Raw genomic sequence first — 26,167 nt, 5'->3', positions numbered from 1 at the left:
CCGACAAGGGGCGTGCGCGCCCCGGCGAGGAGAACGGCATGACCGGCACCCTTGACGGCGCACGGGCGGTGCGGCAGCCGTGGCCGCACGTCGACGGCGACCTGCCCGGCCCGCGGTCAGCCGAGCTGCTGGCGCACCAGGACCGGTGGGAGTCGAACGCGAGGGTCTACTCGCGGCACTTCCCGATCGCGATCGCCGACGCGCAGGGCAGCTACGTCCGCGACCTCGACGGCAACGTGTTCATCGATTTCCTCGCCGGGGCAGGGGTCCTTTCGCTCGGGCACTCCCATCCCGAGGTGCTGCGAGCGGCGACCGACCAGTTCGCCACGCTGACCCACGGGCTGGACTTCCCCACCTCGGTGCGGCGGGAGTTCATCGACGCGCAGCTGTCCATGCTCCCGGAACCGTTGCGCGACACCATGAAGGTGCACTTCTGCGGACCGACCGGGGCGAACGCCGTCGACGCGGCGCTCAAGCTCTGCAAGACCGCGACCGGGCGCGGCGAGGTCGTGTCGTTCCAGGGCGGTTTCCACGGCTCCTCGCACGCCGCGATGGCGCTGACCGGTCTGCTGTCGCAGAAGGAGCCGATCGCCAATGGCATGCCGGGGGTGCACTTCTTCCCGTACTCCTACTGCGCGAGGTGCCCGATCGGGCTGCACAGGGACACCTGCGAGACCAACTGCGCGAGCGTGCTGGAACGGTCGCTGCACGACGCCAACGGCGGGATGCCGAAACCGGCGGCGGTGGTGCTGGAACTGGTGCAGGGCGAAGGCGGGGTCATCCCGGCACGAAAGGACTTCGTGCGCCGGATCCGCGACGTCACCGCGGAAGCGGGTATCCCGCTCGTCGTCGACGAGGTGCAGACCGGCTGCGGCCGGACCGGCACGTGGTTCGCCTTCGAGCAGTACGACATCGAGCCCGACGTGATCGTCGCGTCCAAGGCGCTGAGCGGGATCGGGATGCCGGTCGCGCTGCTGTTCTACCACCGGCGGCTCGACGCCTGGGCTCCCGGCGCGCACACCGGCACCTTCCGCGGCAACCAGATCGCCTTCGCCGCGGGCGTCGAAGCAGTGCGCGTCGTCCGGCGCGACGACGTGCTCGGCAACGTCCGGCGGCGCGGCGCGCAGCTCGGCGAACGGCTCGCCGTGCTGAGGCACCACCCGTGGGTCCGCGAAGTCCGCGGCCTCGGCCTGATCTGGGGTATCGAGCTCGCCGACCCGCGCGATGGCACGCCCGCGAGCGCGGCGGCGGCCGCGGTGCAGGCACTGGCGCTGCGCAACGGGCTGATCGTCGAGCTCGGCGGCCGCGGCGACGGGGTGGTCCGGCTCATGCCGCCGCTGACCGTGACCGCCGAGGTCGTCGACATCGCCTGCGACATCCTCCTCGACGCCATCGAGGACGCCTGCCCGTAACCGGCGTTTCGGCTCCACCACACCGAAAAACCGAGCACAGGGGACTTCAGAGGGGACCACCATGACAAGCTTGGACGCGCCGGGGATCTCCCCCGGCGCAGTACCGGCGCGCACTGACGCGGCGCTCGCCACCGCGCAGGCGCGCGTCCTCCCGGAATACTTCGAACACACCGCCGACCGCCTCCCGGACGCGGTCGCGATCGTCTGCGACGCCACCGAACTCGGCTACCGCGAACTCGACCGCGAAGCCAACAAGCTGGCCAGGTTGCTGATCGAACGCGGGGTCCGGCCTGGCGACACGGTCGGGATCCTGCTGCCGCGCTCGATGCACACCTACGTGGCCGTGCTCGGGGTGCTCAAGTCCGGCGCCGCGTACGTGCCGATCGACCCGTCGTTCCCCGAGGACCGGCTGGCCTACATCGTCGAAGACGCGGGGCTGAGCGATCTGGTGACCACCTCGGAGTCGCGGGAGCGGACGCGGGCGCTCGGCTGCCCGGTGCTCGAACTCGACCTCGCGAACGCGGCGCTGACCGCGCATTCCAGTGACCGCCCCGAAATCGCCATCGATCCGGCCGCACCGTGCTACGTCATCTACACCTCCGGGTCGACGGGCAAACCGAAGGGCGTGGTGATCTCGCACCGCAGCATCGCCAACTTCCTCCGGGTCGCCACCCCGATCTACGGCGTGACCGCCGCGGACCGGGTGTACCAGGGCATGTCGATCAGCTTCGACTTCCACCTCGAGGAAATGTGGCCGGCCTGGGTCGCCGGTGCCACGCTCGTCGCCGGGCCCAACGACGCCAGGCGGTTCGGCAACGGGCTCACCGATTTCCTGACCGAGCACCGGATCACCGTGCTGTGCAGCGTTCCGACGCTACTGACCACAGTGGAGGAAGACCCGCCTTCGGTGCGGTGCCTGCTGGTGAGCGGGGAAGCGATGCCCGCCGATCTGGTGCGGCGGTGGTCTCGGCCCGGCCGCCGCATCCTCAACTGCTACGGCCCCACCGAAACCACCGTTTCGTCGAGCTGCACCGAACTGCGGCCGAACCGCCCGGTCACGCTCGGCACCCCGTTCCCGACTTACCGCTTCTACGTCCTCGACGAAAACCTGCGCGAGGTCCCCGACGGCGAAGTCGGGGAAATCTGCATCGGCGGCCCCGGCGTCGGCATCGGCTACCTGAACCGGGCCGAACTGACCGCGGAGCGGTTCATCCCCAACCCCGTCGCGCGGGACCGCGCCGAGGTGCCGAGGATCTACCGCACCGGTGACCTCGGCAGGCGCACGCCCGAGCGCGAATACGAGTTCCTCGGCCGGATGGACACCCAGGTCAAGATCCGGGGCTACCGCATCGAACTCGGCGAAATCGAACAGGTTCTCCGCGACGACGCCGCCGTCGAGAACGCTGTCGTCACCACGCTCGACCGGGACGGGGTGCCGCATCTCGTCGGCTACCTCACGCTCCGCTCCCCCGACGGGACCGACCCCGAACACGAAGAGCTGCGCGGACGGCTGCACGCGACCCTGCGGCAGCGGCTGCCGTCGTACATGATCCCGTCGTTCCTCGAAGTGCTCGACCGGTTTCCCTTGCTGGCGGCGGACAAGGTGAACCGCGCGGCGCTCCCGGCGCCGTCGTCACGACCGCTCGGCTCGGTCGCCGGCGCGCACGTGCCGCCGGAGGGAAAGCTGGAAACCGAACTCGCCGAAGCCTACGCGCAGGTCCTCGACCAGCCGGAGGTGTCAGTGGCGGCGGACTTCTTCTGCGATCTGGGCGGGCATTCCCTCACCGCGGCCCGCCTCGTGTCGCGGCTGCGCGAACTACCCGCCATGCGGGGGCTGGCGATGGAAGACGTGTACGCCAACCCGACCGTGCGAGATCTCGCCAAGTACGTCGAAACGGACCTCGCCACCGCCTCGATCACCGCCGACCGCAGCGCAACGGGGACACCGGAGCCGATCCGGCACTCGTCGCTGCGCGTATGGGCCTGCGGCCTCGCCCAGTTCGTGCTGCTGTACGGCTGGCTGCTGGTGATGTCCGCGCCCACGCTGGCGTTGCTGTTCTTCGCGCTGGGCAAGGTCGGCGCCGGGCTGGCACCCGGCACCAGCGTGGCGACCGCCATGAACAGCCTCGACCTCGGCACCCTCGTCCCGGTCTGGATCGGCTGGTTCCTGGCCACCACGTTCGCCCTGCCGGTGCTGGGCTGCCGGCTGGTGCTGGCGGGCATCCGGCCCGGCTGGTACCCGCTGTGGGGGCTGACCTACCTGCGTTTCTGGTTCTACGCCAGGATCGCCGCGCTCGCACCGCTTCCGATGCTCGCGGGGTCCCCGTTGCTCACCCCGTACCTGCGCCTGATGGGCGCGAAGATCGGCAAGCGCTGCCAGCTCTCCAGCCCGATGATCGGCCTGCCGAAGTTCGTCGAAATCGGTGACGACGTGAGCATGGGCGACAAGGCGCGCATCGAGACCTTCGTCGTGGACGGCGGGCGGCTCCGGCTCGCCCCCGTCCGGATCGGCGACGGTGTCCACGTCGGCACGAACACCGCCGTGCTGGCGGGTGCGGAGATCGGGGCGAACGCCACGGTCGGCCACCAGTCCCTCGTGCACGCCGACCACCGCGTGCCCTCGGGCGAGCACTGGGCCGGCGTGCCGTTGCGGCGCCTTCCCGCGGTGCCAGCGCTGCTGGCCACCATGGCCGAAAGCCCCGACACCCGCCGCTGGCGCGCGTCGGTCATCACCGGGTACGTCGCCGCGAGCCTGCTGCTGCTCCTGCTGCCGACGCTGCTGCTGATCCCCAGCGGCGCGATCGTGGTGGGCGCACTCAACGGCGGCGGCATCGGCTTCGCGGTGGCCAGCGTCGCCCTCGCCGGACCGGCGCTCGTGCTGGTCGCCTCCGCGCTGCTGATCGCGTGCAAGCGCGCGGTGCTGCCGAGGGTCCGGCCCGGCGTCTACTCCGACCGCGGCGCCTTCGGCCTGCGGCTGTGGCTGTCCAACCGGCTACTCGACCAGATCGTGGCGCAGATCCGCACCATCTTCTGCACGCTGTACGCCATCCCGTTCCTGCGCGCGCTCGGGCTGCGCATGGGCAAGTGGTGCGAGGTGGCCGTGCCGACCTACCTCAACGTCGACCTCGCCCGGTTCGGTGACCAGTGCTTCCTCGCGGGCGGCGTGGTGATCGCCCCCGCCGTCTACCACCGCGGCCGGGTCGCGCTGCACCACGCCGAGCTGGGCGACCGGGGCTTCGTCGGCAACGTCGCGCTGGTACCGGGTGGCGCGAAGATGGGCGACAACAGCCTGCTCGGGGTCATGTCCGTACCACCGGACAAGCCGATGGAACCGGAAACCACCTGGCTCGGCTCGCCGTCGTTCTTCCTGCCGCGCCGCCAGCTCAGCGCCAAGTTCCCCGAAAAGCTGACCTACGCCCCCACGCCGGGCCTGGTGGCGAGCAGGTTGTTCCTCGAACTGTTCCGCGTCTTCCTGCCGTCCATGCTCACCACGCTCGGCACGTTCGCCGGCCTCTACGCGATGGCGCAGCTGTTCGCGCACCTCCCGCCGCTGGCCGTGGTCGCGCTGCTGCCCGCGATCACGCTGACCGTCGGGCTGGCGGCCACCCTGGTGGTCGTCGCGCTCAAGTGGATCGTGATGGGCAGGTACCGCCCGAGGACCGAACCCTACTGGGGCACCTGGGTCCGCGGCACCGAGCTGATCACCGGCCTGTACGAGGCGGTCGCGGTGCCCGGACTCATCGGGAACTTCACCGGCACGCCGTGGATCTGCCCGCTGGTGCGGCTGCTCGGCATCAAGGTGGGTCGCCGCGTCTGGCTCAACACCGTGTCCTTCACCGAGTTCGACCTGAACGAGATCGGCGACGACGCGATGATCGGCCAGGAAGCGGATCTCCAGACGCACCTGTTCGAGGACAGGGTGATGAAGATGTCGTATTCGAAGGCGGGTGCGGGCGCCTCGGTCGGCAGCCACGCCGTGATCCTCTACGACGCCCAAGCCTCCGCCGGATCGTTCCTCGACGCGGATTCGCTGGTGATGAAGGGCGAAACCCTCCCCGACACCAGTGCGTGGCGCGGAATTCCCGCGCGCCCGCTGTGACCATCCCGAATGCGGAGGAAACCAGGATGACCACCACCCTCAAACTCGACAACGACACGCTCGACGCCGACTACCACGCCCTGCGGCAGCGGACGGCGTGCGGGATCGAGCTGGACCGCGTGCGGTTCGCCCTCATGCACGGCAACGGGAACACGATCCTCGTCGTGGACACCGTCCGCAGTGGACTGTCCGAAAACGACATAAATGGGGAGCTGGCGCGTGCACTGTGCCGGAGCTTCACCGCGATCAGGGTGGACGGGATCGCCTTCCTCTCGACCGCGTCCAGACCCGTGCGGATGACCTACTTCGAAGGCGACGGAATGCATTCCCAGATGTGCGGGAACGCGTTGCGGTGCTCGACGCGCTACTGCGCCGAACGGAACCACATCAGCCAGGAGGAAGATTTCATCGCCACCGACGACGGCCTCAAATGGGTGTCGGCCGCCGACGGCCGGATCAGGGTCGCGCTCGGGCACGGACGCGAGTTCCGCCGCGTCGAGGAGGACCGGTGGTTCGTCTTCAGCGGGCTGCCGCACCTCGTCCTCGACGTCGACGACCTCGACGCGGTCGACGTCAAGACCCGTGGCGCGGCACTGCGCTTCGACCACGAGCTCTGCCTCCGCCTCAACCACCCCGAAGGACTGCACGTCGACTTCGCGCACCGGCACGGCGACCGGATCGCCATCCGCACCTACGAGCCGGGGACCGAGGACGAGACCCTCGCCTGCGGCACCGGGGTCGGCGGCACGGCCTACGTCGCGCACCGCGCGTGGGACATGCCGTTCCCGGTCACGGTCACCACGCTGGGCGGCGACATGACCGTCGAGGAGAACGGCCACGGGCTCGTCATCAGCGGCACCACCGGCTACCTCTTCGACGCACTCGACCGATAGCACTCCCCCGGCAGGCGGCGGGCTCACGCCCCGAAAGTGACCTTCGGGGCAGTAGATGCCCCGAAAGCCACCTTCACAGCAAGAAAACTCCTTGCAGGACAAGGGAAGGGGGCGACAGCACGCCCGAAGGCCACCCTCGGAGCGCATCTGGCCGGGCTCGCTTGCCACGGCAGGCTGCTCGCAGCGCGGCCACCCCGCCGTTCGCCTACTGTGTCCGGATGGGCGATCAGCGCGCGGCGGGGTCCGCGGAGGAGGACGCGGCGCTGCTGGCCGCCGCGAAGGTGATGGTCGCGGTGTCCGTCCGCGCGACGTCCGCGGCCGCGGACGCGGTGTCGCCCGCGCAGTTGCGGACGCTGACCCTGCTCGACGAGCACGGCGAAACCAATCTGGGGGATCTCGCCGAGTTGCTCGGCATCGTGCCGTCGGCGACCAGCAGGCTCTGCGCCAAGCTCGTCGACGCGGGGCTGGTCCTGCGCCGGACGTCCCCGGCGAGCAGGCGCGAGGTGCTGCTGCGCATCTCGGCCGCGGGCAGGCGCCTGCTCGACCAGGTGAACACCGCGCGGCTGCGGCAGCTGCGCGCGGTCATGGCGGAGCTGCCCCCGGCACGGCGAGCGACCGTCGCACGCGCCTTGCGCTCGTTCGCCGACGCGAGCGGACTACACCTCTCACACCCCTGACAGTTCCGGGCGCGGCATCCCTTCCACCGGTGACGAGGTGTGAGCTTCCGATCACCCCACGGGGTGATCGACCCGCCCCGAACCATTGCCCTACGCTAACTGTTGCCCTACGGCAACAGTCTTCGCCGCCGCCTGTCACCCGCGGCGCCCTTCGGCAACCCTTCTTCCCGCGCGCGACGCCCGGACATATTCCACTGCACTTTTGTTTATTAACGGGAAATTTAGGTAAGTACCCCTACCCATACTTACCGAAGTGCTTTTCAGACCATTTCGGACAAGCCCGCACAAGATCCCCGAAATGCATGGTCGTTTCGAGTGAACCGCGCCGCACTTGCCCGCCCCGGCGGCGAACCATCCGTCAACCGCGCTACAGTCGAAGTGTTCCCCTACTGCACCCGGCCGAATTCGCACATCCGGTCGGGCTCATTCATCGCGTTCATTTCGATGGAGGCCAAAGAATTGGCTGGTCGCATCACCGGGCGAGCCGGAAAAGTCGCCACCGCACTCGACGACCGCGCTTCGGACGCCCTGCTCCGGCTCGGCCGGTACCTCACCCGCGCGGAAAGCTCGGCCGATCTGCACGCCATCCACCGGGTCGGCGGCCGCGACGGCGACGCGTTCTACCGGGACCGCTGGAGCCACGACAAGGTCGTCCCGTCCACGCACGGGGTGAACTGCACGGGCTCGTGCCGGTGGAAGGTGTACGTGTCGGACGGCATCATCACCTGGGAGAGCCAGGACCCCGACTACCCTTCGGTGGGCCCGGACAGCCCCGAATACGAGCCAAGGGGATGTCCGCGCGGCGCCTCATTTTCCTGGTATTCCTACTCTCCCACCCGCGTGCGGTTCCCGTACGCGCGCGGCGTGCTCGTCGAGATGTACCGCGACGCGCTCCGCCGCCTCGGCGATCCCGTGCTCGCCTGGGCGTCCGTTGTGGACGATCCGGTGAAACGGTGGAGCTACCAGCGCGCACGCGGCAAGGGCGGGCTGGTCAGGGTGTCCTGGGACGAGGCGGCCGAGATGGCCGCGGCCGCGCACGTGCACACCATCGCGACCAGGGGGCCGGACCGGATCGCCGGGTTCTCCCCGATCCCGGCGATGTCCATGGTCTCGCACGCGGTCGGCTCGCGGTTCATGGCGCTGATCGGCGCGCCCATGCTCTCCTTCTACGACTGGTACGCCGATCTGCCGGTGGCCTCGCCGCAGGTGTTCGGGGACCAGACCGACGTGCCGGAGTCCGCGGACTGGTGGGACGCGGCCTACCTGGTGATGTGGGGATCCAACGTCCCGGTGACCCGCACGCCGGACGCGCACTGGATGGCCGAGGCGCGGTACCGCGGCCAGAAGGTCGTGGTGGTCTCGCCCGACTACGCCGACAACACCAAGTTCGCCGACGAATGGCTCGCGCCGCACCCCGGCACCGACGCCGCGCTCGCGCTGGCGATGGGGCACGTGCTGCTGAAGGAGTTCTTCGTCGACCGGCAGGTCCCCTACTTCACCGAATACGCCCGCCAGTACACCGATCTGCCGTTCCTGGTCACCCTCGAGGAGCGGGACGAGGCGCTGGTACCGGGGAAGTTCCTCACCGAAGCCGATCTCGGCGGTACCGGGGCGCAACCGGAGTGGAAGACGGTCCTGCTCGACGACCGCACCGGCGAACCGGTGGTACCGAACGGATCCGCGGGCTTCCGGTGGAACGACAGCGATCGCGGGCGCTGGAACCTCGAACTCGGCGACGTGGTGCCGAGGCTGAGCGTGCTCGGCAGCGAGGGCCGCGACGACGTGACCGTGCTGCTTCCCCGTTTTGACGCCGCCGACGGGGAAAGCGCGGTGCTGCGCCGCGGCGTTCCCGCCGTGCGGGTGGGCGGAAAGCTGGTCACCACCGTATTCGACCTGCTGCTCGCCCAGTACGGGGTGCGGCGCGACGCGCTGCCCGGCTCGTGGCCGTCCGGGTACGACGACGCCGAGGAACCGTGCACGCCCGCGTGGCAGGAGCGGATCACCTCGGTACCTGCGGCCCGAGTGGCCAGGATAGCCAGGGAGTTCGCCGAAACCGCGGAAGCGTCGCGGGGCCGGTGCATGATCCTGATGGGCGCGGGCACCAACCACTGGTTCCACTCCGACACGATCTACCGGTCCTTCCTGGCGCTGCTGACGCTGACCGGGTGCCAGGGCCGCAACGGCGGCGGCTGGGCGCACTACGTCGGCCAGGAGAAGGTGCGACCGCTCACCGGGCACGCCACGCTGGCTGGCGCGGCCGATTGGGTACGTCCGGCGCGCCAGATGATCGGCACCGCCTACTGGTACCTGCACACCGGGCAGTGGCGCTACGACGGCGTGCGCAACGACGCGCTCGCTTCCCCGCTGGCCCAAGGAAAACTCGCCGGGACCGCGGCCGCGGACACGCTCGCCACGTCGGCGCGGCTTGGCTGGATGCCGTCGTTCCCGACCTTCGACACCAGCTCGCTCGATCTCGTCGACGAGGCCGAGGCCGCGGGCGCCGATCCCGCCGCGCATGTCGTCGAGCGGCTGCGCGAGGGCACGCTCGGGTTCGCCGCGGAGGATCCCGACGCGCCGGAGAACTGGCCGCGCGTGCTCACCGTGTGGCGGTCCAACCTGCTCGGTTCCTCCGCGAAGGGCCACGAGTACTTCCTGCGGCACCTGCTGGGCACCGACGCGAACCTTCGCGGCGCCGAGGCTCCGCCGGAGCTGCGGCCGAAAACCGTGAAATGGCACGACGAAGCGCCGGAGGGCAAGCTCGACCTGTTGCTGGCACTGGACTACCGGATGACGAGCACCACGTTGTTCGCCGATCTCGTGCTCCCCGCCGCGACCTGGTACGAGAAGCACGACCTGTCGTCGACCGACATGCACCCGTTCGTGCACTCGTTCAACGCCGCGGTCGGCCCGCCGTGGCAGACCAGAACGGATTTCGACGCGTTCCACACCATCGCGAAGCGGTTCAGCGAGCTCGCCGAGACGCACCTCGGCGTCCGCAAGGACCTCGTGGCCACGCCGATGACGCACGACACCGCGAGCGAACTGGCTCAGCCGGGCGGGATCGTGCGGGACTGGCGCGAGGGCGAGGTCGAGGCGGTTCCGGGGGTAACGATGCCGAACCTGACCGTGGTGGAACGCGATTATCCCGCCGTGGCGGCGAAGCTGGCCACGCTCGGTCCGTTGCTCGAGGAACTGGGCACCTCGTCGAAGGGCATCACCTACGACGTCCGGTCCGAAGTGGACTGGCTGCGGGCGAAGAACGGGACCGCGAAATCGGGGCCTGCCAAGGGCCGCCCGCTCGTCGACACCGACGTCCGCGCCGCGGACGCGGTACTCGCGCTGTCCGGCACCACCAACGGCAGGCTGGCCACGCAAGGGTTCCGCACGCTGGAGGACCGCGTCGGCACCGAGATGGCGCACCTCGCGAGCGAACACGAAGGCAAGCGGATCTCCTTCGCCGACACGCGATCGCGGCCCGCCGCGGTGATCACCAGCCCGGAGTGGTCCGGGAGCGAAAGCGGCGGGCGGCGGTACTCGGCGTTCGTGATCAACGTCGAGCACCGCAAACCGTGGCACACCCTCACCGGCCGCCAGCACTTCTTTCTCGACCACGACTGGATGCACGAACTGGGCGAGGCGCTCCCGGTCTACCGCCCTCCGTTGGACATGCACCGGCTCTTCGGCGAACCGAGGATCGGGCCGCACGGCGCCGAGGTGACCGTGCGGTACCTGACCCCGCACAGCAAGTGGTCCATTCACTCCACCTACCAGGACAACCTGATCATGCTCACGCTTTCCCGCGGTGGGCAGGCGATCTGGATGAGCCCCGCCGACGCCGAGGCGATCGGCGCGCACGACAACGACTGGATCGAGGCGGTGAACCGCAACGGAGTCGTGGTGGCGAGGGCGATCGTGTCGCACCGGATGCCCACCGGCACGGTTTTCCTCTACCACGCGCAGGATCGCGCGGTGAACGTGCCGAAGAGCGAAGCCACCGGGAAACGCGGCGGCACGCACAACTCGCTGACCAGGCTGCTGATGAAACCGACCCACCTCATCGGCGGGTACGCGCAGCTTTCCTTCGGCTTCAACTACCTCGGCCCGACCGGAAACCAGCGCGACGAGGTCACCGTGATCCGCCGCCGCGCGCAGGAGGTGACCTACTGATGCGGGTACTCGCGCAACTGGCCATGGTGATGAACCTGGACAAGTGCATCGGCTGCCACACCTGCTCGGTGACCTGCAAGCAGGCGTGGACGAACCGCGCCGGCACCGAGTACGCCTGGTTCAACAACGTGGAAACCCGGCCGGGGCAAGGATATCCGCGCCGCTACGAGGACCAGGACCGGTGGCAGGGCGGCTGGGAGCGGACGAAGTCCGGCCGCCTGAAGCTCCGCGCGGGTGGCCGGTTCAAACGGCTCGCGTCCGTGTTCGCCAATCCCCACCTGCCCGAGATCAGCGACTACTACGAGCCGTGGACGTATGAGTACGCGACGCTGATCGAAGCGCCGCTCGGCGACGACGTGCCCACCGCGGCGCCGAAGTCAGCGATCACCGGCGATCCCACGCAACCGGGCTGGGGACCGAACTGGGACGACGACCTCGGCGGCTCGACCGAGCACGGGATCGCCGACCCGATCGCCCAGAAGCTGCGCGACCAGCTCGGCGTGGAGATCAAGTACGAGTTCGAGCAGAGCTTCATGTTCTACCTGCCGCGCATCTGCGAGCACTGCCTCAACCCGGCGTGCGTGGCGAGCTGCCCGTCCGGCGCGATGTACAAGCGCGAGGAGGACGGGATCGTCCTGGTCGACCAGGACCAGTGCCGGGGCTGGCGCATGTGCGTCACCGGCTGCCCGTACAAGAAGGTGTACTTCAACCACAAGACGGGCAAGGCCGAAAAGTGCACGTTCTGCTACCCGCGCGTGGAAGCGGGCCAGCCGACGGTGTGCTCGGAAACCTGTGTCGGCAGGCTGCGCTACATCGGCGTGGTGCTCTACGACGCCGACCGGGTCGGCGAAGCGGCCGCCGTGGAGGACGAGCACGACCTCTACCCCGCTCAGCTCGACATCATGCTCGACCCGCACGATCCCGCGGTCGTGCGCGCTGCCGAACGGGCTGGCATTCCTCGCGACTGGATCACCGCGGCGCAGCGCTCCCCGGTGCACGCGCTCATCCACGACTACCGGCTGGCGCTGCCGCTGCACCCGGAATACCGCACGCTGCCGATGGTCTGGTACATCCCGCCGCTTTCTCCGGTCACCGAGGCGGTCAGCGAGACCGGTTTCGACGGGGAGGACGCGGGCAACCTCTTCGGCGCGATCGACGCGCTGCGGATCCCGGTCGAGTACCTCGCGGAACTGTTCACCGCGGGCGATCCCGGCCCGGTGCGCAAGTCGTTGCGCAGGCTCGCGGCGATGCGGTCGTACATGCGCGCGGTCAACCTCGGACGCGAACCCGACGACGAGCTTCTCGACAGCGTCGGGCTCACCGGTGAGGAGATGTTCGCGATGCACCGGCTCCTCGCGCTGGCCAAGTACGACGAGCGCTACGTCATCCCGACCGCGGGCATCGGCCAGGCGCACGATCTCGAAGGCATCGCCACCGAGTGCAGCCTCGACGTCGACGGCGGGCCGGGTATGGGCGGCCCCGCCCCGGAAGACGGCCAGGTGGATCTGCTGAGCTGGCGCGCGGGCACCCGGCCGGAATCGCTCTTCCCGACCTTGCGCGGTGGTCGATGAGCCTCCGCAAGCGTGCGGGCGACCAGCGGACCCGGGCGGTCGTACGCCAGGTCGCGGGCTGGTGCCTGCAGTACCCCGACGACTCCGTGCTCGCGAAACTCGTTCTCCTGCAAGCGTGTCTCGACGAAATCGGCACCGCAGTCCCCGGGCACCGGGAGCTGAGCCTCGTGCTCCGCCACCTCCGCGACGGCGCGCCGGGCGAGCTGGCCGCGCACTACATCGAGGTGTTCGACCGCAGGCCGCGGCGCACCCTGCACCTGAGCTGGTTCAGCCACGGCGACACGCGCCGCCGGGGGCAGGCGCTCGCCGATCTCAAGGCCCAGTACCGGAAGCACGGGTTCGCGCTGGCCGAAAACGAGCTGCCGGACTTCCTGCCGGTGGTGCTGGAGTTCACCGCCGCGGCCCGCGACGACGAAGTGCTCACCGGGTTCCACGCCGGGCTGAACCTGTTGCGGGACAACCTCTCCGCGCACGGCACGCCGTACGAACACGCGGTCGCCGCCGTACTGGCGACCATGCCGTCTTCGCCTGCCGCGCCCGCGCCCGAACCACCGACCGAACTCGTCGGCCTCGATCCCTTTCCCACCGGCGCCGGAGGTGGCCGATGAATCTGTTGCTGTGGGGCGCCGCGCCCTACGTCACCATCGCACTGCTCGTCGCCGGGACGATCTGGCGGTACCGGCACGACAAGTTCGGCTGGACGAGCCGCTCGTCGCAACTGCACGAGTCGAAACTGCTCAAGGTCGCCAGCCCGGTGTTCCACTTCGGACTGTTGATGGTGGTCGGCGGCCACGTGCTCGGCCTGCTGGTACCGGAGGGAATGACGGAGTTCTTCGGCATCGACGAGGAGACCTACCACGTGGTCTCGCTCGCCGCCGGTACCGTCGCCGGATTCGCGGCCATCGGCGGCCTCGCCCTCCTGCTGTGGCGCCGCCTGCGCACCCCCGCCGTCCGGCAGTCCACCTCACGCAGCGACCGGTACATGTACCTCGTGCTGGCGCTCGCCCTGATCGCCGGCCTCGCCACCACACTGATCGACAACGGCTTCCGCGGCCCCTACGACTACCGCCTGACCGTCGGCCCGTGGTTCCGCGGCATCCTGCTCCTGCACCCGCAACCGTCACTGATGGCAAACGCCCCGATCGACTACCAGCTGCACACCGGCCTCGGCATGCTGCTCTTCGCACTATGGCCGTTCTCCCGCCTGGTACACGCCTTCAGCGCCCCGATCCAATACCTCACACGGCCCTATGTCGTCTACCGGAGCCGTGAGCGCGAACGCGTCGGCACCCGGACTCCGCGACGAGGCTGGGAATAGCCGTTCGTCATCCGAGTCCGCGGAGTCTCCAGAGGAGGGCCGCCGGGCACCTGACCGTGACACCGGATGCTTGGACGGCGCTCGTGCAGACCGCAGACCGCGCGATGCGCTGATCCTCGGGCGAGAAAACGGGCCCCGGCGGAGGCATTCCTCCGGGGGCCTTGCCGCGGCCGCCGTGGAGACGGCGTCGGTTGTCAGGCGGCGCGGGGTTGGGCGGTGTGGATGGTGTTGGTTCGGGGTCTTCGCCACGGGTCCAGGAACTCCGGTGGGGTGAACTCGGGGAGCCCGTTGACCATGCGGACTTTCCAGTCGCTGTTGTGCAGGAGGCGGTGATGAAAGCCGCAGACCAGGATGAGGTTGCCCAGGTCGGTTTTGCCACCGTTCCACCACTCCAAGACGTGATGAGCGTCGCAGTGGCGCGGCTTCCGATTACATCCGGGGAACGAGCAGCCGCCGTCGCGGATTGCGAGCATGAGGCGGAGGCCTTCGGTGACGATTCGTTTGGCGCGCCCGTATTCCAGCGGTTGTCCGTCGGTGCCGAGGACGGCGGGAATGACTTTGCAGTCACAGGCCAGGATGCGGGCTTCGCTCGCGGTGATCGTGGTGACCAGGTCAAGGCAGGCGTGCCCGAGTCCTTTTTGGAGCAGTTCCAAGGGGATGGTCACGACGATGTCGCCTCGGGTGCTGCTGTGGTTGGGCGCGTCCGGGTGGCTCGCGGCGAGGTTCACGATCTCCATGAACGCATCCCCGTAGCGCTCAGCCTTACCGCGTACCAGGGGGCTGTCTTCCTTGTGGGGCTTGGCCAGTGGTTCCAGCAGTGCGAGGGTTTTCGCCCCGGACACGGGGTCGAGGTAGCCGTCGAATTTGACCGAGCCGTCTTTGCCTTGGCGGTACCGGAAAGCACGTTTCGGTTCGGGGGTGTCGCGGGGTTCGGCGCCGTCGGGGTCGAGGGTGTCACGCAACCGCTGCCCCGCCGTTGCGACCTCGGCCGTGGTCGCGGTCCGGGCGAGATCGACCAAGGTTTTCTCGGTCTTCTCCCGCTCCTCCGCGGGCACGGTGTCCGGGATGGCCTGCAGCGCCGATACGATCCCGTCCACGTGCTGCGGCGAGAGCGCGCCTTCGGCAGCAGCTTCTCCAGTCAACGGCGCGACGGCAGGGATCTCCGCACCGCCGATCCCCTGGCCGGGATTGACCGCGAGCGCCCGCGCCACCAGTTTCCGCACCGCGGCGGAGGAAGTCCGCGAAACCTCCGCCACCAGCGCCGTGGTTGAGGGGTATCCGAGTTCTCCGGAGTCGCCTTTGTCCAGCTCGGCGATCACGCGACAGACCACGGATTCCTGCCGCCACAAGGACATCAGCTCTTCCCGCAGCAGCGCGGCCTTCTCGCCTGCGGCGAGCTGCCACAGCTCCCGCTGCGGTACAAGGGAAGAGTTCTCGGACACGACTCCATTCTACCGCGATCGCACACAGGTTCGATTGGTCCATCCAGGCGAACCTAATCAGAAGTCCAAAGTGGACACAATGTCGAAATATGTTTCACGATAAGGAATTCTAACGTAATGAGTGGGTTCTGAGGCAGCCCCCAGCAGATGATGGAGCAGCCGATGGTGAGGAAGGCTTCGTGGATGTCGTCGCGAACCTCCCATCGGATGCGCAGGCGGCCGGAACCAGTGCAGCAGGGCGAACGCTCCTTCGACGCCCCATCGGTGCACGCCGAGACCGGAGCCGTGCTCGACGCCGCGGCGGGCGATGACCGGGATGATTCCCTTGGCGCGGACAAGCTTGCGGTACTTGTCGTGGTCGTAGGCGCGGTCGGCATAGAGTCGCCGGCGAGGCCGTCCACGGCGGCCACGCACCAGTGGAATCGCGTCGATCAACGCCCGAGAGCAGCCCCAACAGGTACCACCGGGCGAGGTGATCATCGGCTACCGTGGGAGCCGCGGCCACCGTGTTCTGTTCAAGCTCTGACACACCTTCAAATTGATCACACGTGGCCGTCCTTGTGTTCACGACACACCGTGAGCACAGCATGCGGCAAGCAGGGAGCACTGCGTGACGATTCCCCATCGGCGCTGGCCAGACAAACTCGCGACCGACGAACTGCGGCTCCAGCTAGATTTTCTTCAGTTCCTACGGCAGACCGCGGTCGGCAAAGTCGCCGGGCTCACCCACGCACTCGCCGCCACGGCACCGCTCGCCACCTCACCCCGCACGACCGCGCTCGGTGTGATCAAGCACCTCACGGCCGCGGAACGGTACTGGATCTCGATCACCGCTGCCGGTGCCGACCTGCCCTCCCTGTGGCAAGGCAGCCCAGACCCCTCGTGGAACCTCTCCGATACCGACACACCCCAGACGGTCATCGCCGCCTATCAGACGGAGTGGACCCATTCCGCCGACGCGCTCGCCGACAAAGGACCTGCTGACCTAGCGGCGGATGGCCAACAAACCATCCGGTGGATCATGGCGCACGTCAACCAGGAAACCGCCCGACACGTCGGCCACCTCGACCTCCTGCGTGAACTCGCTGACGGCGAAGTCGGCGAGTGACCCAAGATCACAAGGTGCGGCTGCCGCACTAACCAGAAGTCCAGAGTAGACACCATGCCGAAGTACGTTTCACAATAAGGAAATCCCGATCGAATCAGCCTTAAGAGCACGCGAAGGTGCGCCGGTACGCGGTAGGAGTAGTCCCCAGCGAACGCCGGAAATGCAGCCGTAGATTCGCGGCTGTGCCCAGTCCGCAGTCCCGTGCCACCCGGTCCACCGGGTGGTCGGTGGTTTCCAGTAGTTCCCGTGCCCGGCTGAGGCGGGCGTTGAGCAACCACTGCAACGGGGTCGTGCCGGTTTCCTCGGCGAAGCGGCGCATGAACGTCCGTTGTGAGAGGCCCGCGTGCCGGGCGAGCACGGGCAGTGTGAGCGGGTCGCCGAGCCGGTGCAGGGCCCATCCCCTGGTGCCGGACAGCGACGCGTCGCCGGTCACCGCGACGGGTGCCGGTACGTACTGGGCCTGGCCGCCGTCCCGGTGCGGGGCGGCGACCAGGCCGCGGGCGATCTCGTTGGCCACCACCGCACCGAGGTCGCGGCGCACGATGTGCAGGCACAGGTCGATGCCGCAGCACACCCCGGCCGAGGTGAGCACGTCGCCTTCGTCGACGTAGAGCACGTCGCGTTCGACCGCGACGGCCGGGAAGTCCCGCTCGAACGCGTCGATGTGCTTCCAGTGCGTGGTGGCGCGCAGCCCGTCCAGCACGCCCGCCGGGGCCAGCGCGAAGGCGCCCGTGCAGATCGACACCACGCGCTTTCCCCTGTCGCGGGCTTCGGTCAGCGCGCCGAGCACGGGTTCGGGCGGCGGGACGATCGGGTCGAATCCCGGCACGATCACGGTGTCGGCGGCGCGCACCTGCGCCAGGCCCCCGTCGACGACCAGTGCGAATCCGCCGGTGGTGGCGACCTTCGCGTCGAGCGCGCACACGGTCATCTCGTACCGGGTTTCCGGACGGGAGTTGAAGATCTGCGTCGGGATCGCCAGATCGAGCGGGGTGACCCCGTCCAGCACCAGTACCGCGACTCGATGCACTGCCATGGCAAAATCCTAACGGAATGAGGCAAATTTTCCACTCGCCAGGTCAGGCCCCTGCCGAGCAGCCTGGACGCATGACCGAAACCGACCTGATCGCCTTGCCCGGCACGCCACTCGCCGAAGCCGTCGTGAACCTCGTCCGGCCGGTGGAAACCCCGTCGGTGTTCAACCACAGCATCCGCACCTTCCTGTTCGCCCGCGTGGCGGCCGCGCGCCTCGCCCTGCTCGCGGGCCGCGACTACGACCAGGATCTGCTGTTCGCCGCGTGCGCGATGCACGACCTCGGCGTCGCCTCGGACGGTCGGCACGACCGGCGGTTCGAGGTCGAAGGCGCCGACCGCGCGGCCGAATTCCTCACCGGACAAGGGGTGTCCACAAAGGACGCGGACCAGGTCTGGCAGGCGATCGCCTTGCACACCTCGCCCGGCATCGCGGAACGACGCGGCGTGCTGTGCGTGCTGGTCCGCGAAGGCGTCGCACTCGACTTCGGCGGCCCGGCTGGCGCCAACCACCTCGACGCCCTCACCGACGAGCAGGCCGACGCCATCCACACCGCCTACCCACGACTGGAGATGATCCGCTCACTGACCGACGCGATCGTCGCGCAAGCGGCAAAGAACCCGGCCAACGCACCGAGGTACACGATCCCCGGGGAGTTCCTCCGCGAACGCGAAACCTACGGCCGGACCCGGATGGAGCACGCCTGCGGTTCGTCCCGCTGGGGCAACTGACACCACATCGACAAGGAATCGAATCATGACCAAGCACATCGTCGAGATCCCCGAAAACAACGCGGTGTTCGGGAAAACCACCGCCGCCTTCGCGAACTTCGGCTATTCGGCCGCCGTCCGCGCGCACGGCCACCTGTTCATCGCCGGAACGATCGGCCGCCGCGCCGACGGGACCATCCCGGAAACCATCGAGGAGCAGACCGAGATCGCCATCGGGCGCATCGAGGAGATCCTCCGGCTGGAGAACCTCGATCTCACCGCGCTGGTGGACGTCACCAGCTACCACGTCGACATCCACCAGCACCTGCCCGGCTTCGTCGAGACCAAGCAGCGCCTCGTCAGCCCGCCCTACCCGACCTGGACGATCATCGGGGTCAGCGGCCTGGCGAGCCAGGACCTGCTCGTCGAAATCCGCGCCACCGCCGCCTATCCCGACAACGCGTGACGGCTCACCGCGGCGCGAGCCCCGCCCGCTTCAGCGTGCGGTGGATGGGTGCCGTCTCGATCCCGGTGATACCGGGCAGCGTCGCCACCGGCCCGGTGAGGTACCGGTGCAGCGCGCGGGTTCCGTCGCAGGAGATGGTCGCGTAGAGGTTGGTGGGCCCGGTAGTCGAAGCCGCGAACGCGATTTCGGCGTGTTCGGCCAGCGCCTGCCCGGCGGCGACGAGGGAGGCGGGCGTGACCGAAAGCCACAGCATCGCGAGCGTGCGGTGGCCGAGGAGCCGCGGGTCCTGGTCGACGTCGAAGTAGAGGACCCCGGTGCGGCGCAGTTCGGTCAGGCGCCGCTGGACGGTGGATGGCGACCACCCGGTGACGGTGGCGAGGTCCTGGTAGGTGGCGCGGCCGTCCTCGCCGAGCGCCCGAAGCAGCAGCCGGTCCGCCTGGGTCAGCGACGGCGGCTCCGTCCGGTCCGCCGGGGGCGGGCGGAGCCGCTCGGCCTGTTTTCGGCTGAGGGGGCCGATCTTCGTGATCGGCCCCTGCTCGCCCCCGTAGAAAGTGTGCAGGATGCAGTGCGCGCTGACCGAGGTGACGCGCGGTGTTTGCGGGAGCTTGCGCAGCAGCGCGGGTTCCGCGTCGGGATCGTTCCGCGTGACGCAGACGATCTCGGTGCTCCCCGAAGTGAGGTGCACCCACGTGGTTTCGCCGCGACGAGCCAGCGCGCGGGCGAGGGTTTCGGTGGCATCGGGGGTGGCGCGGATCCGCAGGTACCACTCGTCCTCCCCGACGGAGTCCGGATAGGACAGTCCGACGACCCGCACCGCCCCGGTGGCACGCAACCGCGCGTACCGGCGCTTGACGGTCTGGCCGGACACGTCCAGCACCTCGGCCATGGCGCTGAAGGACGCCCTGCCGTCAAGCTGCAGTGCCTGGAGGATTTTGCGGTCCAACTCGTCGTACTCGTGACTTTCCACCATCCCTCCTCCTTCGATGTCAAATTCTCGCACCGGAACGGCGTTGACTGGCTTTGGGTCCCGACGGGCGCCGATGCTGGCCGCAGCCGACCGAACCGGAGGACCCCGTGAGCAGCCCGAAGATCCTGATCCGCAACGCCCGCATCCTGACCATGGATCCCGCGATCGGGGATCTCCATCCCGGCGACCTCCTGGTGGCGGACGGGCGGATCGCGGCCGTCGCGCCGCGCCTGGAAAACGCCGAGCGGGTCGAGGAAATCGACGCGACGGGATGCATCGCGATCCCCGGTTTCGTCGACACCCACCGCCACATGTGGCAGGCGGTGCTGCGCGGATGCGCCCCGCACCACACCCTCCGCGACTACTTCGACACCATCCTCCGCGAGATCGGCCCCGCGCTGACGCCCGAGGACCTCTACCTCGGAAACCTCCTCAGCGCCCGTGCCGCGCTCGACGCCGGGATCACCACGGTTCAGGACATCTCCAACATCCAGGACACCCCGGCGCACTCCGACGCCCTCGTCCAGGCGTTGCGGGACTCGGGCTCGCGCGCGGTCTTCGCCTACGGCAACAGCCTGCCGCGCCACGATGCGCACGGCAGCGCGCTGTCGCCGGACGCCCGTCGCGTCCGCACCGAGCTGCTGCCCGACGACGAAGCCCTCGTCACGATGGCGCTGCTGACCGAGCCCGGCGACGAGGCGGCCGAACGCCACAATGCCGATCTCGCCAGGGATCTCGGCCTCCGCACCGCGCGCCACACCGTCCAGTTCTCCGCCGAACGCCCGGTGACGCGGTTGCGGGAGCTCGGCGTGCTGCTGCCCGGCACCACGTTCATCCACGGCACCGGCCTGGCCGACGGCGAGCTGGCGCTCATCGCGGGCAGCGGGGGCACCTTGTCCATCGCCGCCGCGATCGAAATGATGATGGGGCACGGGTATCCGCCGTTCGGGCAGGCCAGCGGCGCGAAGCTGCCGGTGAGCCTCAGCACCGACGTCGAAGTCACCGCGGCCGCCGACATGTTCACCCAGATGCGTGCTGCCTACCAGGCGGGCCGCTACCACGAACTGTCCACAGGCGACGCTCCCACGCCGAACCCGTTGACCGTCAAGGAGGTGCTGCGCCACGCCACGCTCGACGGCGCCACCGCGCTCGGCCTCGGAGACCGGACGGGGTCGCTGACCCCCGGCAAGGAAGCGGACCTCGTCCTGCTGCGCGCCGACCGGCCGGGGACCGCGCCCGTGCACGATCCCTACAGCACCGTCGTGCTCCAGATGGACCGCGCCGACATCGACACCGTCCTGATCGGTGGCCGCCCCGTCGTCCGGCACGGCCGCTCGCTCGCCGACAGCAGTGCGCTCGTCGAGGACGCCCGAGCGCTCGCCCTGCGGCTCACCGCGGCCGGAACACTGCCAGACTAGTCCTATATAGACAGTCAGCCGGTGTGCACGGGCAGGGTGGCGAGCCCGCGCAGGATGAGGTTGTCCTTCCACGAAGGTTCCGCGGCGAGCCGGAGATCGGGGAAGCGCGCGAGCAGTGCCTGGAACGCGATGCGCGCTTCGAGCCTGGCCAGCGGCGCGCCGAGGCAGAAGTGGATGCCCTGCCCGAAAGCGAGGTGCCTCGTCGGCTCGCGCCGCACGTCGAGCCGATCGGGATCGGTGAACGCCTCCGGGTCCCGGTTGGCGGAGCCGATGACGAGGATCGCCACGGATCCGCGCGGCATCGCGAAACCGCCGATCTCCGCGTCCTCCAACGCCGCGCGCATGGTGAGCTGGACCGGCGAGTCGTAGCGCAGCAGTTCTTCCACGGCCTGGTCGACCAGCTCGGGTTCGGCGCGGAGCGCGGCCAGCTGATCGGGCGCGCGCAGCAGTGCGAGCGTGCCGTTCCCGATCAGGTTGACCGTGGTCTCGTGGCCAGCGATCAGCAGCAGGATGCAGGTGGCAAGCAGTTCGTTCTCGGTGAGCCCGTCCCCGCTGTCGTGCACCTCGACGAGCGCGGACAGCAGGTCCTCCCCCGGATCGGCGCGCCGGACCGCGGCGAGCCCCCGGATGTACTCGGCGAACTCGCCGCGGGTGCGGACCAGTTTCTCCCGCGTTCCCGGCGGCAGCGCGAAATCCGGGTCGAGCCCGCGTGCCAGCGAATGCGACCAGGCGACGAACTGGTCGCGGTCGGCGTGCGGGATGTCCAGCAGCTCGCTGATCACCGCGACCGGGAGCGGGTAGGCGAGCGAGTCGATCAGATCCACCGTGCCCGTGCCGAAACCGTCGAGCAGCTCGGCCGTGAGCTGCTCGATCCTCGGCGCCAGCCTGGCCACCATCGGCCGGGTGAAGGCACGGGACACGAGCTTGCGCAGCCGGGTGTGATCGGGCGGGTTCAGGCCGAGGAACGACCGCACCGGGTTGCCGTTTTCGTCCACCAGCGCGGTTTCGGGATCCGTCGGCGGGGTGGGCCGCAGCGGGTTCGGCTCGTCCGGCTCCGCGTGGCCGAACCGGGAATCGCGCAGCACCGCGGCGCAGTCGGCGTGCCGGGTGACGACGACCAGCCCCGGCATCGGGTTGGCGACGGGCGCGTCCTCTCGCCAGTGCCGGTACGCCGGATACGGGTCGGCCCGGTGCGCGGGATCGAACAGTGCCTGCAGGCCGGGAGCCGCGGTTTCGGTCATGACCGTTCCCTCCGCTGGTGGGTTTCTTCGTCGAGCCCGGCGAACAGCCAGCGCAGCGCCTGGCCGAACAACTCGGGTGGCACGCTGTCTTGGTCGATGCGCCGCTGGCGGACCAGCCCCTGGAACAGCGCCAGCACCACGGTGGCCACCGCCGATGACGGTGGCGACGCCGCGCCCGGCGGCGCTTCCCGCTCGTGCCTGCCCTCCTCCACGAGGCGGGCCAGCAGGTCGCGGGGCTCCCGCATCCGCTCGGCGAAGGTGTCCAGCACGGCGGGGTTCCTGGCCGCGTAGAGCCAGAACTCCGCCTGCAGGAGCGAAAAATCGGTGTCCTTGTCGGCGAGGTCGACCAGGAACCGGCCGAGCGCGTCCCCCGGATCGCCCACCGTGGCGTCGCCGTGCAGGATCTCTTCGGCGGCCAGCACGTGCCTGCTCGCCCTGCTCGACAGCAGTTCCAGGAACAGCTGCTCCTTGCCGGAGAAGTTGGCGTACAGCGCGCCGATCGAGAACCCCGCCGCTTCCGCGATCGCCTCCACCGACGCGCCGTGGAACCCCTTCCGCGCGAACGTGCTCGCTGCCGCTTCGAGCAGCAGCTCCCGCGTGCGGGCTTTGGCTTCGCCACGGGAGAGCCGCTTCGGTGCGTCAGAGGTCACATAGCCAACGCTACTCACATAGTGACCACTATGCCAACGATCCCGGTGAAATTTTCCGCCCGATCAGGTGTAGACCACGACCGGACGGGGTAACTGATACATGCGGGGGTGCGTCGGTTTGGGGCGAATTGAGGGCAGCATGATCGGGAACGGGGAGTACGTCGGCACGGTCGAACGACCACGGCCGGGCGAGGCGGATCGCATCGAGCACGCGAAGGACGCCATCGACGCGGTGCTGCACGCGCTCGCGCGCCACGGCGGCACCGGCGAAACCGTCATCGTCGGCGAGGTGGCGCGGCACGCGGGCACCTCGCACGAGACGGCGGGCCACCTCGTGCGGGCGGTGGTCATGGGACTGTCCCAAGTAGACTCGAAACGGACGGCGCTGTCGGGCTCGGGAGCCGTGGCAACCATGCCAGGCACCCGGGTCACGACCGCGCGCGGCGCCCGGCCGCGAAGGCACGGCAGCGGGCTGCGCGGGGCGATGCGGCGGCTGACCGATCCACAAAGGACACTGCGCGACCGGCTCAGCCGCTGAGGTACCGCCGAGCCGGTCAGCCCATCGACTTCGCACCGTCGAGGGACTCGCGGATGATGTCGGCGTGCCCGGCGTGCTGCGCGGTCTCGGCGATGACGCTCGCCAGCACCCGCCGCGCGCTCCACTGGGTGTCCGGCTCGAACCAGGGCGCCTTCGGCAACGGATGGGAGCCGTTCAGGTGCGGCAGCGCCGAGATGATTTCCTCGGTGCGGGCGGCCACCTCCGCGTAGCTCGCCAGCAAGCCTTCGAGCGTTTCGCCCGGCAGCATCCGGAACTCGTCCTCGCGCGCCGCGAAGTCCTCCTCGGTCATCGCGGAGAAGTCCGGCATTGCCGACGTCCCCTCGACGATGAAGTTCACCCAGAGGCGCTCGACCGACGCGACGTGCTTGATCAAGCCGCCGAGGCACAGCGCGCTCTTCGTGGTGCGCAGCCCGGCCTGCTCGTCGGTGAGGTCACGCGTGGTGAGGCGCAGGAAGTACCGCTGCATGGCGAGCGCTTCCAGCAGGTCCGCGCGCTCGTCGACGACGTTCTCGGTGGTGGCCGCGTCGGTGGTCATGGTGTCCGCCTTCCTTGTTCTTTCCGGTCTGAGACCAGCTTAGGAAGGATAGCGGCCACTTTCTGACCTCAATCAAGATTCTTTCCGGCATGGCCGGGGAAGTGACCACGACCCCTAGCCGCGTGGTCACTTCCCCGGCCAGATATCAGGAAGCGACGGTGAAGCCCGCGCCGATTCCCCCGCGGCTGTCGAGATCCGCCTTGATCGCCACCATCGACGTGCTGAGCCCCGCCGCCCACTGGTTTCCGATGAGCTTGCCGTTGAGCACCACCGGCGAACCGGAGTCACCGGGGAACTCCAGGATCGTGTGCCCGAAGTACGGGCCGCTGGTGCTCAGCTCGAACCCGCAGGTGAGCCCGCTGGTCTGGCCCTGCTTGCACATCCGGGTGCCGGGCACCGGCGGCGAGCCGATCCCGGTGATCGTGGTTTCGCCGACGGTCTGCGTCGGGACGACCTTCGTCTTGTCGAACTTGATCACCGAGTAGTCGAGCCCGGGGTCGCTGGGGCTGCCGACCGGGTTGCTCTTGCTGACGTACTCGACGGTGCCGATCACGCCGGTCTCGAGATCGGTCTCGGACGTCTTCAACGGCGCGGCCGCGGTGCCTGCCGGGGTCTTGTCGTAGTAGACCTTGTCGCCGAGGGTCTGCTTCCCGTCGGTGTCGTAGAAGCAGTGCGCGTTGGTCAAGCCGACCAGTTCCCCGGTCCGGTCGTAGCCGATCGCGGTCAGCGTGCACCATTCGGCGTTCTGCGCGGGAATCGGCTTGTTGTGGCCGAACACGATGCCGGAACCACCGCCGATCCGCACCGTGTGGACTTCGGCGGCCGCCGAAGTCGCCCCGCCTGCCAGCAAGGTCAGTACCGCGGCCGCGACGACCGCACCTGCTCTTTTTCGCTCCATGGCCGGAAAAGTAGCCAGGTGTGATGAAATCCCCGTGACACCGCTGGTAGCCGCGGCGCGGGAATGAAAGCGCCGCCGTCGCGGTAGTACGTCGCATGAAACTCGACGACACCGCACGCGCGCTCATCGGCGCGGGTGCCGATGCCACTCTCGTCACGCTCAACCCCGACGGCAGCCCGCAGGCCACCGTCGTGTGGGTCGCGCTGCGGTCGACACCGGACGGGGACGAGATCGTGACGGCGCATCTGGGCGAGCACAAGAAGGTCCGGAACGTCCGCCGCGACGGAAGGGTCGCGCTGACGATCGTCTCCTCCGAACCGGGCACGGTGATGCGGCCGTACCTGTCGATCACCGGCACCGCCCGCATCGTGGAGGGCGGCGCGCCCGAACTCCTCGCGGAACTGGCGAAGACACTCGCCAGCCCCGACGCCGGTTTCCCGCCCGCGGACGCGCCGCCGGGGTACCTCACCCGCATCCGGATCGACAAGGTCGGCGGCATCGGACCGTGGGCGTCCTGACTCGCTAGGCTTTGCTTTCCGTTGACGGGAAAGGAGTCCGCGTGGCGACGTGGGGCGATTTGGTGGCCTACATCCGGCAGAGCTACCGGGTGGTGCGGGACGAACCGGACGAAATCCGGATCAGGCTTATGTTCGAGGCCGACGAGGACACTGAGGGACGCGCGCAGGTGATGATCATCGCCAGGGAGGTGCTCGACCGCAAGGAGGACTGGGTGCAGATCGCCACCCCGTTCGCCACCATCCACCAGGTCGACCTGTTGAGCGTGCTGCGCGAGATCGGCAACACCATGGTGGTCGGCGGTGCGGCGGTGATGGGCGAGCACGTCGTCGTGCGGCATTCGCTGCCCTTGGTGAACCTCGACATCAACGAGTTCCTCGACCCGCTCGAACTGGTCGCGGGCGCCGCGGAAATCCTCGAGCAGACCTTCACCGGACGCGACGACTACTGACGCACCGCGCGGCGGAGCCCCGCGAGGCTCCGCCGC

Annotated in this window: 22 protein-coding genes and 1 pseudogene; 15 read left to right on the top strand and 8 right to left on the bottom strand. The window is 69.1% G+C overall.

The genetic code is table 11. The features are described from left to right. Positions 1-38 precede the first annotated feature (38 nt). The 8 genes from HUW46_RS37340 (at position 39) to narI (ending at position 14,137) form a co-directional block, all read left to right on the top strand. Entirely contained in the window at positions 39-1,412 is a 1,374-nt protein-coding gene (locus tag HUW46_RS37340) for an aspartate aminotransferase family protein (RefSeq protein WP_215543418.1), read from the top strand. Between the two features lie 61 nt (positions 1,413-1,473). After that, the gene (locus tag HUW46_RS37335) at positions 1,474-5,511 is read left to right on the top strand and encodes a Pls/PosA family non-ribosomal peptide synthetase (RefSeq protein ID WP_215543417.1); all 4,038 of its coding nucleotides are present in this window, start codon (positions 1,474-1,476) and stop codon (positions 5,509-5,511) included. A gap of 26 nt (positions 5,512-5,537) precedes the next feature. Further along, positions 5,538-6,404 (top strand): diaminopimelate epimerase, encoded by an 867-nt coding sequence (gene dapF, locus HUW46_RS37330; RefSeq protein ID WP_215543416.1) that lies wholly within the window; start codon positions 5,538-5,540, stop codon positions 6,402-6,404. A gap of 218 nt (positions 6,405-6,622) precedes the next feature. Next, positions 6,623-7,081, top strand: coding sequence for a MarR family winged helix-turn-helix transcriptional regulator (locus tag HUW46_RS37325; protein ID WP_215543415.1), 459 nt, complete (start codon positions 6,623-6,625; stop codon positions 7,079-7,081). A gap of 459 nt (positions 7,082-7,540) precedes the next feature. Further along, complete coding sequence (locus HUW46_RS37320) at positions 7,541-11,248, top strand: nitrate reductase subunit alpha (RefSeq protein WP_254125271.1); 3,708 nt, start codon at positions 7,541-7,543, stop codon at positions 11,246-11,248. After that, positions 11,248-12,819: a nitrate reductase subunit beta gene (gene narH / locus HUW46_RS37315; protein ID WP_215543413.1), complete on the top strand. Its 1,572-nt coding sequence runs from the start codon at positions 11,248-11,250 to the stop codon at positions 12,817-12,819. The genes HUW46_RS37320 and narH overlap by 1 nt, the downstream gene beginning before the upstream one ends. Then, positions 12,816-13,427 carry a nitrate reductase molybdenum cofactor assembly chaperone gene (narJ, locus tag HUW46_RS37310; RefSeq protein WP_215543412.1) on the top strand — a complete coding sequence of 204 codons (612 nt, stop codon included), beginning with the start codon at positions 12,816-12,818 and terminating at the stop codon, positions 13,425-13,427. The genes narH and narJ overlap by 4 nt, the downstream gene beginning before the upstream one ends. Continuing rightward, positions 13,424-14,137, top strand: a complete 714-nt coding sequence (gene narI, locus HUW46_RS37305) for a respiratory nitrate reductase subunit gamma (protein ID WP_215543411.1) — start codon at positions 13,424-13,426, stop codon at positions 14,135-14,137. Before narJ ends, narI begins: the two co-directional genes overlap by 4 nt. A 194-nt stretch (positions 14,138-14,331) precedes the next feature. On the opposite strand, the gene HUW46_RS37300 is transcribed toward narI, so the two are convergent. Together HUW46_RS37300 and HUW46_RS37295 are read right to left on the bottom strand one after the other, a co-directional pair. Then, a complete protein-coding gene (locus HUW46_RS37300) occupies positions 14,332-15,579 on the bottom strand; it encodes an HNH endonuclease signature motif containing protein (protein ID WP_215543410.1) in 1,248 nt (415 codons plus the stop codon). Between the two features lie 53 nt (positions 15,580-15,632). Next, positions 15,633-16,014: pseudogene (locus HUW46_RS37295) on the bottom strand (hypothetical protein); the annotation flags it as partial. A gap of 175 nt (positions 16,015-16,189) precedes the next feature. Between HUW46_RS37295 and HUW46_RS37290 the strand changes: the two are divergent. Beyond that, entirely contained in the window at positions 16,190-16,687 is a 498-nt protein-coding gene (locus HUW46_RS37290; RefSeq protein WP_215543408.1) for a mycothiol transferase, read from the top strand. Between the two features lie 100 nt (positions 16,688-16,787). Here the strand turns inward: HUW46_RS37290 and HUW46_RS37285 are convergent, their stop codons facing one another. Continuing rightward, positions 16,788-17,723 carry a GlxA family transcriptional regulator gene (locus tag HUW46_RS37285; RefSeq protein WP_215543407.1) on the bottom strand — a complete coding sequence of 312 codons (936 nt, stop codon included), beginning with the start codon at positions 17,721-17,723 and terminating at the stop codon, positions 16,788-16,790. Between the two features lie 71 nt (positions 17,724-17,794). On the opposite strand from HUW46_RS37285, the gene HUW46_RS37280 reads away from it, so the two are divergent. Together HUW46_RS37280 and HUW46_RS37275 are read left to right on the top strand one after the other, a co-directional pair. Continuing rightward, on the top strand, positions 17,795-18,451 hold the full coding sequence (locus HUW46_RS37280; RefSeq protein ID WP_215543406.1) for an HD domain-containing protein: 657 nt from the start codon (positions 17,795-17,797) through the stop codon (positions 18,449-18,451). Between the two features lie 25 nt (positions 18,452-18,476). After that, a complete protein-coding gene (locus tag HUW46_RS37275; protein WP_215543405.1) occupies positions 18,477-18,896 on the top strand; it encodes a Rid family hydrolase in 420 nt (139 codons plus the stop codon). 4 nt (positions 18,897-18,900) lie between these two features. On the opposite strand, the gene HUW46_RS37270 is transcribed toward HUW46_RS37275, so the two are convergent. After that, positions 18,901-19,866, bottom strand: a complete 966-nt coding sequence (locus tag HUW46_RS37270) for an Lrp/AsnC family transcriptional regulator (RefSeq protein WP_331477180.1) — start codon at positions 19,864-19,866, stop codon at positions 18,901-18,903. A 104-nt stretch (positions 19,867-19,970) separates the two neighbouring features. Here HUW46_RS37270 and HUW46_RS37265 point away from each other — a divergent pair, with 104 nt between their 5' ends. Continuing rightward, positions 19,971-21,281, top strand: a complete 1,311-nt coding sequence (locus HUW46_RS37265; RefSeq protein ID WP_215543404.1) for an amidohydrolase family protein — start codon at positions 19,971-19,973, stop codon at positions 21,279-21,281. 14 nt (positions 21,282-21,295) lie between these two features. Here HUW46_RS37265 and HUW46_RS37260 read toward each other — a convergent pair whose 3' ends face one another. Then, the gene (locus HUW46_RS37260) at positions 21,296-22,522 is read right to left on the bottom strand and encodes a cytochrome P450 (RefSeq protein ID WP_215543403.1); all 1,227 of its coding nucleotides are present in this window, start codon (positions 22,520-22,522) and stop codon (positions 21,296-21,298) included. Beyond that, the gene (locus HUW46_RS37255; RefSeq protein WP_215543402.1) at positions 22,519-23,172 is read right to left on the bottom strand and encodes a TetR/AcrR family transcriptional regulator; all 654 of its coding nucleotides are present in this window, start codon (positions 23,170-23,172) and stop codon (positions 22,519-22,521) included. Before HUW46_RS37255 ends, HUW46_RS37260 begins: the two co-directional genes overlap by 4 nt. A gap of 139 nt (positions 23,173-23,311) precedes the next feature. Here HUW46_RS37255 and HUW46_RS37250 point away from each other — a divergent pair, with 139 nt between their 5' ends. Next, the gene (locus HUW46_RS37250; protein WP_215543401.1) at positions 23,312-23,710 is read left to right on the top strand and encodes a hypothetical protein; all 399 of its coding nucleotides are present in this window, start codon (positions 23,312-23,314) and stop codon (positions 23,708-23,710) included. A gap of 16 nt (positions 23,711-23,726) precedes the next feature. Here HUW46_RS37250 and HUW46_RS37245 read toward each other — a convergent pair whose 3' ends face one another. Beyond that, entirely contained in the window at positions 23,727-24,266 is a 540-nt protein-coding gene (locus HUW46_RS37245) for a DinB family protein (protein ID WP_215543400.1), read from the bottom strand. Between the two features lie 145 nt (positions 24,267-24,411). Further along, on the bottom strand, positions 24,412-25,164 hold the full coding sequence (locus tag HUW46_RS37240; RefSeq protein ID WP_215543399.1) for a S1 family peptidase: 753 nt from the start codon (positions 25,162-25,164) through the stop codon (positions 24,412-24,414). Positions 25,165-25,259: 95 nt separating this feature from the next. Here HUW46_RS37240 and HUW46_RS37235 point away from each other — a divergent pair, with 95 nt between their 5' ends. Both HUW46_RS37235 and HUW46_RS37230 read left to right on the top strand, forming a co-directional pair. After that, positions 25,260-25,682 (top strand): PPOX class F420-dependent oxidoreductase, encoded by a 423-nt coding sequence (locus HUW46_RS37235; protein WP_215543398.1) that lies wholly within the window; start codon positions 25,260-25,262, stop codon positions 25,680-25,682. Positions 25,683-25,723: 41 nt separating this feature from the next. Continuing rightward, positions 25,724-26,131, top strand: a complete 408-nt coding sequence (locus HUW46_RS37230; protein WP_215543397.1) for a YbjN domain-containing protein — start codon at positions 25,724-25,726, stop codon at positions 26,129-26,131. Positions 26,132-26,167: the final 36 nt, after the last annotated feature.

Source organism: Amycolatopsis sp. CA-230715, from assembly GCF_018736145.1.
Lineage (GTDB): Bacteria > Actinomycetota > Actinomycetes > Mycobacteriales > Pseudonocardiaceae > Amycolatopsis.
Note: the sequence above shows the minus strand (reverse complement) of the source record. Positions and strands in the feature narration are given on the sequence as shown.

Bases quoted from the DNA above. Each gene is read 5' to 3' on its own strand.
- HUW46_RS37340 (WP_215543418.1), top strand. From the start codon at position 39: ATGACCGGCACCCTTGACGGCGCACGGGCGGTGCGGCAGCCGTGGCCG.
- HUW46_RS37335 (WP_215543417.1), top strand. From the start codon at position 1,474: ATGACAAGCTTGGACGCGCCGGGGATCTCCCCCGGCGCAGTACCGGCG.
- dapF (WP_215543416.1), top strand. From the start codon at position 5,538: ATGACCACCACCCTCAAACTCGACAACGACACGCTCGACGCCGACTAC.
- HUW46_RS37325 (WP_215543415.1), top strand. From the start codon at position 6,623: ATGGGCGATCAGCGCGCGGCGGGGTCCGCGGAGGAGGACGCGGCGCTG.
- narH (WP_215543413.1), top strand. From the start codon at position 11,248: ATGCGGGTACTCGCGCAACTGGCCATGGTGATGAACCTGGACAAGTGC.
- narJ (WP_215543412.1), top strand. From the start codon at position 12,816: ATGAGCCTCCGCAAGCGTGCGGGCGACCAGCGGACCCGGGCGGTCGTA.
- narI (WP_215543411.1), top strand. From the start codon at position 13,424: ATGAATCTGTTGCTGTGGGGCGCCGCGCCCTACGTCACCATCGCACTG.
- HUW46_RS37285 (WP_215543407.1), bottom strand. From the start codon at position 17,723: ATGGCAGTGCATCGAGTCGCGGTACTGGTGCTGGACGGGGTCACCCCG.
- HUW46_RS37280 (WP_215543406.1), top strand. From the start codon at position 17,795: ATGACCGAAACCGACCTGATCGCCTTGCCCGGCACGCCACTCGCCGAA.
- HUW46_RS37275 (WP_215543405.1), top strand. From the start codon at position 18,477: ATGACCAAGCACATCGTCGAGATCCCCGAAAACAACGCGGTGTTCGGG.
- HUW46_RS37270 (WP_331477180.1), bottom strand. From the start codon at position 19,866: ATGGTGGAAAGTCACGAGTACGACGAGTTGGACCGCAAAATCCTCCAG.
- HUW46_RS37260 (WP_215543403.1), bottom strand. From the start codon at position 22,522: ATGACCGAAACCGCGGCTCCCGGCCTGCAGGCACTGTTCGATCCCGCG.
- HUW46_RS37250 (WP_215543401.1), top strand. From the start codon at position 23,312: ATGATCGGGAACGGGGAGTACGTCGGCACGGTCGAACGACCACGGCCG.
- HUW46_RS37245 (WP_215543400.1), bottom strand. From the start codon at position 24,266: ATGACCACCGACGCGGCCACCACCGAGAACGTCGTCGACGAGCGCGCG.
- HUW46_RS37240 (WP_215543399.1), bottom strand. From the start codon at position 25,164: ATGGAGCGAAAAAGAGCAGGTGCGGTCGTCGCGGCCGCGGTACTGACC.
- HUW46_RS37235 (WP_215543398.1), top strand. From the start codon at position 25,260: ATGAAACTCGACGACACCGCACGCGCGCTCATCGGCGCGGGTGCCGAT.